The organism is Streptomyces sp. AC550_RSS872 (assembly GCF_019049285.1).
GTDB lineage: Bacteria > Actinomycetota > Actinomycetes > Streptomycetales > Streptomycetaceae > Streptomyces.
Genome location: NZ_JAGMUL010000145.1, coordinates 58,419 through 72,678 on the forward strand (window position 1 = coordinate 58,419; position 14,260 = coordinate 72,678).

Annotated in this window: 13 protein-coding genes; 3 read left to right on the forward strand and 10 right to left on the reverse strand. The window is 70.2% G+C overall.

From position 1 onward, the window contains the following. The first annotated feature begins 285 nt into the window (after positions 1 to 285). The gene (locus KUM44_RS36910; protein ID WP_217214134.1) at positions 286 to 843 is read left to right on the forward strand and encodes a glycoside hydrolase family 25 protein; all 558 of its coding nucleotides are present in this window, start codon (positions 286 to 288) and stop codon (positions 841 to 843) included. Between the two features lie 155 nt (positions 844 to 998). Here KUM44_RS36910 and KUM44_RS36915 read toward each other — a convergent pair whose 3' ends face one another. Then, positions 999 to 1,217, reverse strand: coding sequence for an EF-hand domain-containing protein (locus KUM44_RS36915; RefSeq protein WP_107902603.1), 219 nt, complete (start codon positions 1,215 to 1,217; stop codon positions 999 to 1,001). A 58-nt stretch (positions 1,218 to 1,275) separates the two neighbouring features. Then, a complete protein-coding gene (locus tag KUM44_RS36920; RefSeq protein ID WP_217214135.1) occupies positions 1,276 to 2,187 on the reverse strand; it encodes a MerR family transcriptional regulator in 912 nt (303 codons plus the stop codon). Positions 2,188 to 2,255: 68 nt separating this feature from the next. On the opposite strand from KUM44_RS36920, the gene KUM44_RS36925 reads away from it, so the two are divergent. Next, positions 2,256 to 2,930, forward strand: coding sequence for a GNAT family N-acetyltransferase (locus KUM44_RS36925; protein ID WP_217214136.1), 675 nt, complete (start codon positions 2,256 to 2,258; stop codon positions 2,928 to 2,930). On the opposite strand, the gene KUM44_RS36930 is transcribed toward KUM44_RS36925, so the two are convergent. The 6 genes from KUM44_RS36930 to KUM44_RS36955 form a co-directional block, all read right to left on the reverse strand. Further along, complete coding sequence (locus KUM44_RS36930) at positions 2,884 to 3,528, reverse strand: ADP-ribosyltransferase (RefSeq protein ID WP_217214137.1); 645 nt, start codon at positions 3,526 to 3,528, stop codon at positions 2,884 to 2,886. The genes KUM44_RS36925 and KUM44_RS36930 overlap by 47 nt on opposite strands. Before the next feature lie 109 nt (positions 3,529 to 3,637). Next, on the reverse strand, positions 3,638 to 4,819 hold the full coding sequence (locus KUM44_RS36935) for a YncE family protein (protein WP_217214159.1): 1,182 nt from the start codon (positions 4,817 to 4,819) through the stop codon (positions 3,638 to 3,640). Positions 4,820 to 5,238: 419 nt separating this feature from the next. Further along, on the reverse strand, positions 5,239 to 5,742 hold the full coding sequence (locus KUM44_RS36940) for an ATP-binding protein (protein ID WP_217214138.1): 504 nt from the start codon (positions 5,740 to 5,742) through the stop codon (positions 5,239 to 5,241). A 297-nt stretch (positions 5,743 to 6,039) separates the two neighbouring features. Then, positions 6,040 to 6,807 (reverse strand): enoyl-CoA hydratase/isomerase family protein, encoded by a 768-nt coding sequence (locus KUM44_RS36945; protein ID WP_217214139.1) that lies wholly within the window; start codon positions 6,805 to 6,807, stop codon positions 6,040 to 6,042. A gap of 256 nt (positions 6,808 to 7,063) precedes the next feature. Further along, positions 7,064 to 8,332, reverse strand: coding sequence for an Ig-like domain-containing protein (locus KUM44_RS36950; protein WP_217214140.1), 1,269 nt, complete (start codon positions 8,330 to 8,332; stop codon positions 7,064 to 7,066). 170 nt (positions 8,333 to 8,502) lie between these two features. Continuing rightward, on the reverse strand, positions 8,503 to 9,744 hold the full coding sequence (locus tag KUM44_RS36955; RefSeq protein WP_217214141.1) for an Ig-like domain-containing protein: 1,242 nt from the start codon (positions 9,742 to 9,744) through the stop codon (positions 8,503 to 8,505). 305 nt (positions 9,745 to 10,049) lie between these two features. Here KUM44_RS36955 and glgX point away from each other — a divergent pair, with 305 nt between their 5' ends. Continuing rightward, a complete protein-coding gene (gene glgX / locus KUM44_RS36960; protein ID WP_217214142.1) occupies positions 10,050 to 12,296 on the forward strand; it encodes a glycogen debranching protein GlgX in 2,247 nt (748 codons plus the stop codon). A gap of 21 nt (positions 12,297 to 12,317) precedes the next feature. On the opposite strand, the gene KUM44_RS36965 is transcribed toward glgX, so the two are convergent. Both KUM44_RS36965 and KUM44_RS36970 read right to left on the reverse strand, forming a co-directional pair. Then, the gene (locus KUM44_RS36965; RefSeq protein WP_254390655.1) at positions 12,318 to 12,998 is read right to left on the reverse strand and encodes a response regulator transcription factor; all 681 of its coding nucleotides are present in this window, start codon (positions 12,996 to 12,998) and stop codon (positions 12,318 to 12,320) included. Then, positions 12,991 to 14,250: a sensor histidine kinase gene (locus KUM44_RS36970; protein WP_374202113.1), complete on the reverse strand. Its 1,260-nt coding sequence runs from the start codon at positions 14,248 to 14,250 to the stop codon at positions 12,991 to 12,993. Before KUM44_RS36970 ends, KUM44_RS36965 begins: the two co-directional genes overlap by 8 nt. Positions 14,251 to 14,260: the final 10 nt, after the last annotated feature.

Here is a 14,260-nt window from a genome sequence, read left to right on the forward strand (position 1 = left end):
CCCGTACCGACCGTGCAGTCACGGCCGTCCTCTTCGATTCCCGGTCAATCTGCAAGAAGCATAGGGAAGTTGAGGATCCGACGCACTGGCCGCTGAGCGACTCTGACACGAAAGTCGAATGCCTGAGTCAGGCGGTCCGGTGACGGGTGACTTCGATCTTCCTCCCCCGCACGAGCGAATGTTGACAACTCCCCGTCAGGTACGCGTCAGCCGTGCCACCGTGGGGCATACACCCCATCCACATCCAACTCCTCTCCCCCCACCAGCACTTCAGGGAGTCCCCCCATGATCCGTGGCATCGATGTCAGCGCTTACCAGTCCTCGTCCTACGACACCGACGGCATCTCCTTCGTCTTCGTCAAGGCGACCGAGGGCCGCTCCTACGTCAACCCCAAACTCGCCGCCCAGACCAAACGCGCCCGCGACGCCGGCCTGGTCGTCGGCTTCTACCACTTCCTCTGGCCCGGCAACCTCTCAGCCCAGGCGGACTACTTCGTGAGCAAGGCCCCCGAGAGGGCGGGCGACATCCTCGCCGTCGACTGGGAGACGACGAGCTCGGGGACGCATGCGAGCAACGCGGAGAAGGACCTGTTCATCCGGAAGGTGAAGGAGAAGCGGCCGAACAACCCGGTGATCCTGTACGCCAACCGCCACTATTGGCTGAACGTGGACACGACGTCCTACGCCGGCGACGGCCTCTGGATCGCCGACTACGTGACGGCAGGCAAACCCCGCATCAAGGCCAAGTGGCGCTTCCACCAGTACACGGACGACCCGTTGGACAAGAACGTGGCGAACTTCGCGAGCAAGGCCGCGCTGCGGGAGTGGGCCGAGAACGCCTGACGATCCAGTGCCACCGGCGAACGGGGTCGGCGAGTGCTTCGACCTGCCGCTGGCACTCGGGCGGTACCGCGGTCCTGGACGGTGTCGATCCGGCGCCGGACATGACGAAGGGGCGCCCGTCCGCCACGCGGGCCGACGGACGCCCCTGCCGTACGTCACTTGTTCAGGAAGGCCCAGAACTCGTCGAACGACAGCAGCTTGTCGCCGTTCAGGTCGCGGCTCCTGATGATCGCCTCGGCGACCGCCTCGGTCACGTTCCAGTCGCCGCCCTGCGCGAGGGCGGACTTGAACTCGGCGGCGGTGATGGTGCCGTCACCGTCCGCATCGATGCGCTCGAACTGCTTGCGTGCTTCCTCGATGTCGATGTGCGCCACCGGTCCGCCCCTCTACTCACGTCTGTCGGGTTGTGCTGGCTTGCTGCCGCAGGTCAGATTAACCGCCCGCCCTGGCCCGCAGCGCGGCGACCACCCACGCGAAGTCCTCGGCGTGCGGAGGCCCGGGCTGCCGGTTCACGACGGCGAGCAGTTCCCGGTACCTGGCGACCCGCTCGTCGAAGCCCGCCGTCATGCGTTCGAGTACGGCGGCCCGGTCGACGTCCCCGAACAGTTCCCGCAGCACCTCCTCGGCCTCTGGCGCCGCGGGGTCGGTGCCTCGCTCACGCACCGGGCCGGCAAGCTGCACCAGGCGCCGCGCGAACCACACGGACTGTCCGCGCGGCGCCCCCGGCTCCCGGTCGGCGGCGTTGAACTCGACCGCCCGGCGCATCTGCGCCCGGAAGTCGGGATCCTGGAGCATCTCGGCCAGCTCCACCCAGGCGTCGACCTGCTCGGGTGTCGGGTTCTCCGTGAGATCGACCGCGGTGCGCCGCATCCGGTCCTGGATGTCGGGGTCGACGGTGTCGAGGCCGTGCAGGGCCTCGGCCACGAACTCCTCCATGATCCGTTGCCGCTCGGCGGCCGACAGCCGTGCCAGCTTGTTCATCAGGGTCATCTCCTCCGCGCTCGAACCGCGCCTCGCCACGGTCGACAGCACCGCACGGGTCACCCTCAGGGACCGGATCTGCGCGTCCAGCGCGGCCACATGTGCGGCCGCGACCGACGCCACGTCCTGCTCGCCGCTGACCACCTGCCGTACGTCGGCCAGACCCAGGCCCAGTTCGCGCAGCGTGCGGATCAGCTCCAGGCGGGCGACGGACTCGGCGCCGTAGAGCCGATAGCCGCCGGAGGAGCGAGTCACCGGGTGCAGGACGCCCTCGTCGGACCAGTAGCGGATGGTCCGGACGGTCAGGCCGGTGGACCGGGCCAGCTCGCCGATGGTGAAAAGGCCGGTGCCGTCGTCGATCATGTCTGGGAGTGTGGGCCTTCCAGTGGGTGGAGACTCAAGGGCAGCGTCGAGGAGCACGGGGGGCGGCCGTGACGGACACCTTGCGGGACATTCTGGACGCGGCGGCGCGGGGTGTCTTCCCGACCGCGGACGGGAGCACGACCGTCGTTCCCGAGCCCTCCGACCGGACCGCGGGCGTCCTGTCCTTCACCGCGCACTCCGTGGTCGTCACCGACGAGGATCCGGCGTGGGTGTACGACACGCTGCGCGGCCTCGACTGCGACGCGCTGTCCGCGACGATGAACCCGCGCTTCCTGGCGGCCTTGATGGAGCGGACGGGCCGTGCGGCGGAGACCGTCGACGCGGTCCTGGTCGGCTCCCCGCTGCCGGGTGAGCCGCCGCTCGCGTCGAAGTTGAGGGGGATCGAGGACGCCGGCCATCCCCGGATCGTCTATGCCCGTCGGCGGCGGGACGACGTGCGCGCGTGGGCGGCCGAGGGCGGCGTGCTGGTGGTGGGGCGCGGGATCGCCGGGCGGCTGGAGGTCTCGGTGGAGGTGGACGAGGACGAACGGCACCGGGGGCTGGGGCGGCTCCTGGTGAGCGCGGCCCGGCATCTCGTCACGGAGCCGCTGTGGGCGCAGATCGCGCCGGGGAACGCCCGCAGTGTGCGGGCGTTCCAGGCGGCCGGCTACCGTCCGGTCGGCGCGGAGCTGCTGCTCAGTGCCAGGCCTCGAAGTGCGGGTTGCTCTGACAGCCGCTCATGATCTCGACCTTGGTCGTCTTGTTCACCGGGCAGACGCCGATGATGTACTTCCGCGCGATACCGCCAGGGAAGGCGACCTCGACCTGGTCGGCCCACTTGTGCGTGTCGCCGATGGTCTTGTTCACGTCGATGCCGCCGGGGGCGTCGATGTAGTAGTTCCAGCCCGACTTCCACCAGTTCTTGTACAGGTCGTGGTCGTACGTCGTGGACACGTACGGGGAGGGCTGGTTGACCAGGACGTACTGCTCCAGGTCGTACTGGCCGTCGACGACGTCCTTGGGCTTGAAGCCCTCCTCGAAGACGATGTCCGGGCCACGGCCGTCGGCCCGGTAGAGCGTGCCGCAGCTGGTGCGCCACGCCGGGTCGGGGGTGATGCGGTCGATCTCGACGCGGCGGTCGACGGCCGCCTTGATCCTGTCGTCGAACTGGACGGGACAGGCCGCCGGGGCGGGAGCGGCGGCCGGGGCGGCGACGGCCTTGACGGCGGTCGCGGGAGCCGGGGCGGGGGACGCGGGAGCCGTGGCGGCCGTCGTGGCGAAGACGGCCGAGAGGGCGAGGACGGCGGCAGCGACGCGCCGCCGCAGGCGAGTTGTGATCATGCGGAGCACGATGGCGGGCCCGCGGCGGTGCGGCCTGGATATTCACCCGTACGGCGGCGTGTCCGCTGACCGCCGGTCAACGGGAGGCAAGGCCTCAACCGGCCCTTCCTCAGCGGAAGATGCCCGTGTGGCCCAGGGAGTAGCGGCCCGGCTGCGGGTAGACGGCGAGGCCGTGCGGGCCGCTGCCGACCGGGATGCGGGCGAGCTGCTCGCCGGTGCGGGTGTCGATGGCGTACACCTCGGAGTCGTACCGTCCGGAAAGCCACAGCACCTTGCCGTCGGCGGAGACGCCGCCCATGTCGGGGCTGCCGCCGTCGGGGAGGTGCCACTTCTTGGTGAGCTTGTTCTGGGTGAAGTCGAAGACGGAGACGCTGCCTTCACCGCGGTTGGATACGTACATCTCGCGGGAGTCGCGGCTGACGTAGAGGCCGTGGCAGCCCTTGCCGGTGGGCAGGAGGGTGGGCTCGTCGAACTTGTCGCCGTCCAGGACCCACATGCCGTGGGCCATCATGTCGGCGATGTAGAACCGCTTGCCGTCCGGGGAGACCTTCACGTCCTGGGGCATCGCGCCGTCGAAGGGGAGCCTCTGCTGGCCGACGACCTTCATCTTCTGGGTGTCGACCTTCAGCAGTTCGCCGCTGAACTCGCAGGAGACGATGAAGTAGCGGCCGTCGAGGGAGAAGTCGGCGTGGTTGACGCCGTAGCAGGTGACGGGTTCGGTCTTGATCCGCTTCATGGTGTGCGGGTCACGGAAGACGAGTTCGCGGTCGAGGGAGGCCATGACGATGGCGTACTTGCCGTGGGGCGTGAAGTAGAGGTTGTACGGGTCGTGGACCTCGACCTCCTTGCCCGCCTTGCCGGTCTTCGGGTCGATGGGGGTGAGGGTGTGGCCGCGGTTGTTGTTGACCCAGAGGGTCTTCAGGTCCCAGGACGGGACGACGTGCTGGGGCTGGCGGCCAACGGGGATCGTCTCGATGATCTTGTACGTCTTCGGGTCGATGACGGAGACGGTGTCCGACTCGGTGTTGGGGACGTAGACGCGGGACGGGAAGTCCTTGACGACCGGGGAGAGCTTGCCCGGGCGGTCGGCGGCGTACACGTCCTTCGGGTCGAGGACGGGGGGCATGCCGGGAAGGCCCTTGACGGCCTCCTTCCTCGCCGGGGCGGGGATGGCGGCCTGGGTGCCGCGGGGGTCGGTGGAGCGGGTCTTGTCCCTGGCGGGCTCGGTGCCGCAGGCGGCGAGTGCGACGAGGCCGACGCCGGCGAGGAGGGTGCGGTGCATGAGGTTCATCGGCAGGTCTTCCGGGGTGAGGGCGGCGATTGCGACCATTTAATGAGCTTTACTTCAAAAAATGTGCGATTTGCCCGATAAGCAGTTCACGCGGGTCGCCGGCGCCGGCGTTCCTCGCCCTCGCCGCCCCTGCCCTTCCCATCCCCAGAGGCTCCGCCCCTTCCACCCCGCCAGGGGGCTCCGCCCCCTGGACCCCATCGGCCTGAACGGCCTCGTCCTCAAACGCCGGACGGGCTGGAAGTGCCTGGACCGGCGCTGATGAAGCCGAGCCCCTCGACTCGCGAAGCCCCGGGGCTTTTCGAGCCCAGCCTCCTGGCCGACCGAGACGGGTGGGCGGTGGGCAAAGGCCGGAGCCCCGACGCCGAGGCCAGAACGGGAGGGCGCGCCAGGGATTTCGGCTCAACCGCCGGAGGTGACCGTCAGCGGTCCGCCACCCTCATCTCGAACCACGTCGTCTTGCCGCGCGGCAGCAGGTCCACGCCCCAGCGGTCGGAGAGTCTGTCCACCAGGAACAGGCCCCGGCCGCTGATGTCCATCTCCTGGACCGGCATGAGACAGGGCAGACCGCGGGAGGGGTCTCGGACCTCGATACGGATCCAGCCGCGCCGGCGGCGCATCCGGAGGCCGAAGACGCGGGCGCCGGTGTGACGGACTGCGTTGCCGACGAGCTCAGAGACGAGCAGGACCGCGTCCTCCGTCATATTGGGGGTGAGGCCCCATTGGCGTAGGACCACCACCTGCGCCAGACGCCGTGCCGTGGCGGCGGATTCCGGGCGGGACGGGAGCGGAACCTCGGCCTCCGTGGGATTGCCGAACAGTTCCAGCGCCTTCGCGGCAGTTTCGTCCTCGACCGCCGGCGACCAGCGCGCCGAAGTCGCACGGCTGTGTCCCCGCGGCTGTTCGATACCCTCCAGCCCCGCCATGCCCCCATCATGGCCGCCCGCGGGGTCCTCCGGGGCCGTTCCCGAGGAATACACCCCCCGGAAGCGCTCATTCCGCACGACTCGGTCGGCATATGCCAGGGGCAGTTCAGGGCCGTCGACAGCCTGGCTGACCTGCGGCGAAGGGTCCACTGGAGGCAATCGACAGGCTCCCTCGACAAGGCACGCTTAAGGTTGCCTTAAGGCTCCCATAAACCGCCCCATCGAGGGACCCGGAATCAGACGTCCTGTCAATTGCAAGGGGTACGGGGGAGTTTCATGCCGGAGGTTTCCGGACTCTCAGAGGAACTTGGCCTTGCCCGGGCCCTCCTCCACGAAGCTCCGCATCCCCCGCTCCCGGTCCTCGGTCGCGAACAGGCCGGCGAACCAGCCCCGTTCCACCGCGAGCCCCGTCTCGATGTCCGTCTCCAGGCCGGTGTCGATCGACTCCTTCGCCGCGCGCAGCGCGATCGCCGGGCCCTGCGCCAGCTTCGCCGCCCAGGCGTGCGCCTCGGCGTAGACCTGGTCCGGCGCCACCACGCGGTCCACCAGGCCCAACTCCCGTGCCTCGTCGGCCTTCACCATCCGGCCCGTGAAGATCAGGTCCTTGGCCTTCGACGGACCGATCAGACGGGCCAGCCGCTGGGTGCCGCCCGCGCCCGGGATCAGGCCGAGCAGGATCTCCGGCTGGCCCAGCTTGGCGTTGTCCGCGGCGATCCGGAAGTCCGCGCACAGCGCCAGCTCGCAGCCGCCGCCGAGGGCGTAGCCGGTCACCGCCGCCACCACCGGCTTGGGGATCTTGGCCACCGCGGTGAACGACTCCTGAAGGGCCCGCCCGCGCAGAACCATCGCGGTGTGGTCCATGGCCTGCATCTCCTTGATGTCCGCGCCCGCCGCGAACACCTTCTCCCCGCCGTAGATCACCACGGCCCGTACGTCGTCCCGCCGGCTCGCCTCCTCGGCGAGTTCCTTGAGCCGGTCCTGGGTTGCGACGTCCAGCGCGTTCATCGGCGGACGGTCGAGACGGAGGGTGCCGACGCCTTCGGCGACTTCGAGATTCACGGTCATGCCAGCAGGTTAACGGGGGCTAACGGATTCGGCTCCGGTGCCGTCGATCACACTCGGCCGGGGGTCTGGGGGTTGCCCCCAGGCAGGCACAGCACGGGGACTAACGGATTCGGCCCCGGTGCCGTCGATCACACTCGGCCGGGGGTCTGGGGGTTGCCCCCAGGCAGGCACAGCACGGGGACCAACAGCTTCGGCCCCGGTGCCGTACCTCGCATCGAGGCAGGCGCCGGGGCCGCAGATCGCCGTAGGGCTGTGCCTAGGCCTTCCACTTCTCCCAGGACATGTTCCAGCCGTTCAGCCCGTTTTCCGGAGCGACCGTCGCGTCGTTGGAGTTCTTCACGACCACCACGTCGCCGATCATCGAGTGGTTGAAGAACCACGCGGCCGGGGTGCCCTTGTCCCACGCGCCCTTGACGTCGCGCAGGCCGATGCAGCCGTGGCTGGCGTTGTAGTTGCCGAAGGCGCCGCCGCCCCAGTAGTTGCCGTGGATGAAGGTGCCGGAGTCGGTCAGGCGGGCGGCGTGCGGGACGTCGTCGATGTCGTACTCGCCGTCGTAGCCGACCGTGTCGCCGTTCATGCGGGTCTCGACGAACTTCTCGGTCAGGACCATCTGGCCGTTCCAGGTGTCGTACCCGGGCTTGCCGGTGGTGACGGGGATGGTCTTGATGACCTTGCCGTCCTGCATGACCTTCATCTTCTTGGTCTTCACGTCGACCACCGAGACCTGGTTGCGGCCGATGGTGAAGGAGAGCTTCTTGTCCTGCTCGCCGTAGACGCCGGGGCGGCCCTCGACGCCGTCGAGATTGAGGTCGACCGTGACCTTGGTGCCGGACTTCCAGTATTTCTCGGGGCGGAAGTCGAGGCGGTCGTTGCCGAACCAGTGGCCCGCGACCTCGACGGCCGGCTCGGTCTTGATGGTGATGGCCTTCTCGACGTCCTCGGGGTTGGTGATGCCCCGGGTGAAGCGGATCGAGAACGGCATCCCGACGCCGACCTTGGAGCCGTCCTCGGGGGTGAAGTCGCCGAGGAAGGTGTTCTTCGGGGTGAGCGTGGTGAAGTCGGCCTCCTTGGCGGCCTCCAGGCCGTCGGAGTCCTTGGCGACCGCGTGCACCGTGTACTTCGTGGCGGCTGTCAGGTGCGTGGACGGCGTCCAAGTGGCGCCGTCGCCGGATATCTTCCCGGCTATCGCGTTGCCCTTGGCGTCCTTGACCTCGACGTCCGTCAGCTTGCCCTTGGCCGCGGTCACCTTCAACGCGCCGCTGGTCTCGACGGACTTGGCGCCGTCTCCCGGGGCTATCGTCACGACGGCCTGGGACTTCTTGGCCTCCGCCGTACTGGAGTCCTCGCCCTTCCCGTCGCCGGCCCCCGAGTCCGCACCGCCACCCCCACCGCACGCGGTGACGGCGAGCAGCAGCACCCCGGCCAGTGCCGCCATCCCCTTGCGGCGACGCCTGCCACCCGCGTGCAGCGCGCCCGCCGCGTTCACCGGGTCAACCGGCGACCCCGATATCGGCCGCACGTTCAAGTCGTTCTCCCCTCCCCGGACCTGGTCAGGTCCGCGCCCCCACGCGTTTACCGCGCGCACCGGCGCATATTAACCACAAGGTCATGTGCGTCGGCGCCGCGCGATTGTCACCGTTCAGTTCCAACATCGGCCGATAGCCGGTTGGTCGAGTAACTCACCCCCCTGTCCTGTTACTTCACCGCACTCCCTGCCTTCCACGCCTTCCAGCCCATATTCCATCCTCCGAGGCCATTGTCGGGAGCGACCTTTTTGTCGTTGCTGCGGACGACCTCGACGACGTCCCCGATCAGGCTGCGGTCGAAGAACCAGCCCGCGGGAGTCTCGGAGCCGCCGCCCTTGACGTCCCTGAGTCCCACGCAGCCGTGGCTGACATTGCTCTGGCCGAAGATCGAGGCGTCCGCCCAGTAGTTGCCGTGCAGGAAGGTGCCCGAGTCGGTGAGGCGCATGGCGTGCGGGACGTCCGGGATGTCGTACTCGCTCTTGCCGTCGGCCTTTCGGAAGCCGACCGTCGCGCCGTTCATCCGGGTCAGTTCGAGCATCTCGGTGACGACCATCTTGCCGTTGTACGTCGTGTTCTTGGGGGCGCCCGCCGTGATCGGCACGGTGGTGAGCAGCTCGCCGTCGCGCCGGACCTCCATGGTGTGTTCGGCCGCGTCGACGACGGAGACCTGGTGGCGGCCGACGGTGAAGGAGAACGTCTTGTACTGCTGGCCGTACACCCCGGGCGCACCCTCGACGTCCCGCAGCCGCAGCGCGACGGTGACGCGGGTGCCGGGCTTCCAGTAGTGCTCGGGGCGGAAGTCGAGGCGGGCCCTGCCGAACCAGTGCGGGCGGATCTCCACGGCGGGCTCGGCCGTGACCTGGACGGCGCGTTCGACGGCGGCCCGGTTCTGGATCTCGCGGTTGAACTCCAGGGAGACGATCATTCCGGTGCCGACGGTGGAGCGGTTCTCCGGGGCGACGTATCCGATGAACCGCTCGTCGGGGACGTACGTGGTGAAGGTCGTGTGCCGTGCGCTGCGGCGTCCGTGGCCGTCGAGGGCCACCGCGTCGATCGTGTACTTGGCGGCCAGCGCGAGCCCGGGTTCCTCGGGCTGCCAGCGCAGGCCGTCCTTGGAGATGTGCCCGGGGACCGGGGTCTCCTGGGCGTCCTGGGACTTGACCACCTTCACCGACTCGAGGCGCCCGCTGACCACCCGGACGAGCAGCCGGTCGTCGGGGCGTGCGCCCTTGGAGTCGTCGTCGGGCGTGACCCGGATGACGTCCTCGGGCGCCGGTCCTTTGCCCAGCATCTGGTCGATACCGCCGCCGTCCGTAGTGCAGCCGGCGGCTCCGGCCAGCAGTCCTGCCCATGTCAGTACGGCGGCCAATGCGGCCCCCGCGCGCCGCGCGCGCCCTTGTACGTGCCTCACGCACACCCCAACGACCGGGGCGGCCCTGGGGAAACGTGGGGCTGCGCGGGGGTGCCGTAGTAGGCCGGCGGTTCTCAGCGGGGTCGTCGTGACTGCTCGCGCCCGCGCGGCGGAGCCGCACATCGATGCGGCGCCGCGCTCCTTCGGGGCGCTGCCGGACCGGGGCGGGGCCGACTTCCCCGGGTCGCTTGGCCATGGGGTGGGCAGAACAGTGGGGAGGATGACGCGATGGGGAGCCGCGGAAACGGGACGCCGGGGCTCTCCTTCCACATGCGTGTGGTCCCTGAGCCGTGGGAGGCCGACAGGTGTCGAGCGCAGCCGAGCAGGAGGCGGTGGCCGGGGCGGTCGCCGCTGAGGAGGGGCGCCCGGCCGCCGTCGTGAACGGCGCGCGGCGCAAGGCCCCTGCCGTGCCCGTGTGGCCCGGCGCGCCCGTGCCGCTCGGCGCCCGCTTCCGGGTCGGCCCGGACGGGGTGGCGGGCACCAACTTCGCGCTGTGGGCGGGGGGCGCGGAAGCCGTCGAGCTGTGTCTGTTCGACGGTGACGGGAAGGAGACACGGGCCGGGCTGACCGAGCTGACGCACGAGATCTGGCACGGGTTCGTGCCGGGCGTGATGCCGGGTCAGCGCTACGGCTATCGGGTGCACGGCCGCTGGGACCCGTGGACCGGCGGCCGCTGGAACCCGGCGAAGCTGCTCCTCGACCCGTACGCCCGCGCGGTGGACGGCGACTTCAGCCTGCCGCCCGAGGTGTACGGGCACGTCCGTGACTGGCCGCAGCAGCACGTCGCGGACACGGTGCGCGACGAACGGGACTCGGCGCCGTACGTCCCCAAGGGCGTGGTCGTCCACGATGACGACGACTGGGCGGACGACCGCCGGCCGAAGACGCCGTGGGCCGACTCGGTGATCTACGAGGTGCATGTGCGGGGATTCACGAAACTGCACCCCGGGATCCCGGAGGAGCTGCGGGGCACGTACGCCGGTCTCGCGCACCCCGCCGCCATCGAGCACCTGGTGAAGCTGGGCGTGACGGCCGTCGAGCTGCTGCCGGTGCACCAGTTCGCGCACGAGGACCATCTGCTGCGCAAGGGCCTGCGCAACTACTGGGGCTACAACTCCATCGGCTACTTCGCCCCGCACGCCGCGTACGCCGCCTCCGGTACGACGGGTCAGCAGGTCGGCGAGTTCAAGCGGATGGTCCGAGCGCTGCACGCGGCCGGGATCGAGGTCATCCTCGACGTGGTCTACAACCACACCGCGGAGGCGGGCGAGCTGGGCCCGACGCTGTCGCTGAAGGGCATCGACAACCGGGGGTACTACCGGTTGCAGAGCGATGCGCGGCGGTACGCCGACTACACGGGCTGCGGGAACACGCTGCACGTGGTCCAGCCGCATGTGCTCAGGCTGATCACCGACTCCCTGCGCTACTGGGTGACCGAGATGGGGGTGGACGGCTTCCGCTTCGACCTCGCGGCCGCGCTCGCCCGCTCCATGCACGACGTCGACATGCTGTCGCCGTTCCTGGCGGTCATCGCGCAGGACCCGGTACTGCGGCGGGTGAAGCTGATCGCCGAGCCGTGGGACGTGGGGTCGGGCGGCTATCAGGTGGGCGCCTTCCCGCCGCTGTGGACGGAGTGGAACGACCGCTACCGCGATGCCGTACGGGACTTCTGGCGGGGTGCGCTGCCGGACGTACGGGATCTGGGGTACCGGCTGTCGGGTTCGAGCGACCTGTACGCGTGGGGCGGGCGGCGGCCGTACGCCTCGGTCAACTTCGTGACCGCGCACGACGGTTTCACCCTTCGCGACCTGGTGTCCTACGAGCGCAAGCACAACGAGGCGAACGGCGAGGGCAACCGGGACGGGTCGAACGACAACCGGTCCTGGAACGGCGGGGCCGAGGGCGAGACGGACGACGAGGCCGTACGGGCGCTGCGGCGACGGCAGTTGCGGAACCTGCTGACGACCCTGCTGCTGTCGACGGGCGTACCGATGCTGGTCGCGGGCGACGAGCTGGGGCGGACACAGCGGGGCAACAACAACGCGTACTGCCAGGACAACGAGATCAGCTGGCTGGACTGGGGGCTGCTGGAGGACCCCGGCTGGAAGGCGCTGTTCGACCTGACGTCCCGGCTGATCGAGCTGCGCCACCGGCATCCGGTGCTCCGTCGCCGGGCCTTCTTCTCCGGGCGGGCGCACTCGGCCGACGGGCTGCGGGACCTGGCCTGGTTCACGCTGCGCGGCACGGAGATGACGGAACGGGACTGGTACGCGCCCGCCGCCACGCTGGGCATGTACCTGTCCGGGCGGGACATCCCGGGCCGGGACGAGCGGGGGGCGCCGATCCTCGACGACAGCTTCCTGGCCCTGTTGCACGCGGGGGACCGTCCGGTGAGCTTCGTGCTGCCGGGGCCGCCGTGGGCCGAGCGGTACGAGGTGGTCGTCGACACCTCGCGGGAGGAGCAAGGGGAGGCGCCGGGCGTGGCGCATCGGGCGGGGGCGGCGATCACGGTGCCGGGGCGGGCGGTGCTGCTGCTGAGGGTGGACGGCTGACCCGGCGTCCGGGCCGGACGCTCAGCCCAGGATCCTCCGCTCGTACGCCGTCGCGACCGCCGCCGCCCGGTCCTTGACGCCCAACTTGGCGTACAGGTGGGTGAGGTGGGTCTTCACGGTCGCCTCGCTGATGAAGAGCTCGCGGGCGATCTCGCGGTTAGACGTGCCCTTGGCCACCAGGGCCAGGACCTCGCGTTCGCGGGCGGAGAGGGGCTCGTTGCCGGGGGCCTTCGGGGCGCGGACTGCGGAGACGAGGCGGGAGGCGACGGCCGGGGAGAGGACCGTGCGGCCCTCGGCGGCGGCCCGGACCGCGGTGAACAGTTCGTCGCGCGGGGCGTCCTTCAGGAGGTAGCCCGTCGCTCCCGCCTCGATGGCGGGGAGGGTGTCGGAGTCGGTGTCGTACGTGGTCAGCACGAGGACCTTGGCGCGGGCGCCGGTGCGGGTGAGGTGGGTGATCGCCGCGACGCCGCCGCCGCCCGGCATGCGCAGGTCCATCAGGATCACATCGGGGTCGAGGGCCGCGGCCAACTCCAGGGCCTCCTCGCCGTTCGCCGCCTCGCCGAGCACCACGAAGCCGGGCGCGGACTCGAACATGCCGCGCAGACCGTCCCGAACGACGGGATGGTCGTCGACGATCAGCAGGGAGATGGACGACTCGTCTCTCGTCCCGCCACTCGTCCCGTCACTCATCGCGTCACTCATGGCGAACCAACGGTACGCGAGCGGACAGGGCCGTACCGCGTCCTGACTCGGACTCGACGGTGAGGCAGCCGGCGATGCGCTCGGCGCGGGCCCTCATGCCGACCAGGCCGAAGCCGCCGGCGCGGGTGCGCTCGGGGAGGGTGAGCAGGTCGAAGCCCCGGCCGTCGTCGCGGATGTCGAGGATCACCTCGTCGCCGAGGAAGGAGAGGGTGACGCCCACGCGGGCCGCCCGGGCGTGGCGGGAGGCGTTGGAGAGGGCCTCCTGGGCGATCCTCAGCAGCGTCGCCGAGACCTCGTCGTGGAGTTGTTCCGCGGTGCCGGTGACCGTGAACTCGGCGCGTACGCCGGTCCGTTCACCCCATTCCGCGACCGTGCTCTTCAGCGCCTCGGGCAGTCCGTCGTTCTCCAGGGCCACGGGGGCGAGGTTGTGCACCGAGCGGCGGGCCTCGCCGAGGCTGTGTCGGGCGAGGGCGGCGGCGCGGTCGAGGTGGGTGCGGGCGGTGGGCAGGTCGGGGGCGTTCGCGACGACCTGGAGCTGGGCGATGATGCCGGTCAGGCCCTGGGCGATGGTGTCGTGGATCTCGGCGGCCAGGCGCCGGCGTTCGTCGGCGACGCCCGCTTCCCGGGCCTGGACGAGGAGTTGGGTGTGCAGGGCGGCGTTCTCGTCGAGGGCCCGCTGTAGGGCGGCGTTGGTGCGTTCGAGTTCGGCGATGGTGGCGGCCTGGGCGTCGGCCTGCTCCTGTTCCTTCTCGGCGAAACGGGCGAACACGGCGGTCATCCCGAGGTGCGCGCCGAGCACCGCCATGAACACCGCCCAGACCGTCCACGACCGCAGGTTCGACATGCCGCCGACGTTCGAACCGGCCATCACGACGGCCGTGGCGAACAGGCCCGGCTTCACCAGCGGAGGGGGCAGCAGCCGGTCGGCGGTGAAGTAGCCGAGGATGGCGTAGAAGGCGAAGAAGGGGTTGAGCCAGGTGAGGGCGAAGGCGATCGCCCAGCGTGCGAAGAAGTAGCAGGTGCCCGCCAGGGACGGCCCGCTTGCCGCCCGCTCCCACCAGACTTGCAGGCCCAGCGCGGCCAGGACCAGCAGCGCGACGGTGGTCCAGGCCGCCCGGTCCATGGGGATCACCTCGCTCGTGGCGGCCGAGATGACAAGCCCTGTCCCCAGCAGTGCGTACGGGCCCCACCTCTCGAACCGGGCCCACCATTGCTCGCTCCCCCGCACCGCCGTCATGGGCCCAGTGTGCATGGCCCGCTCC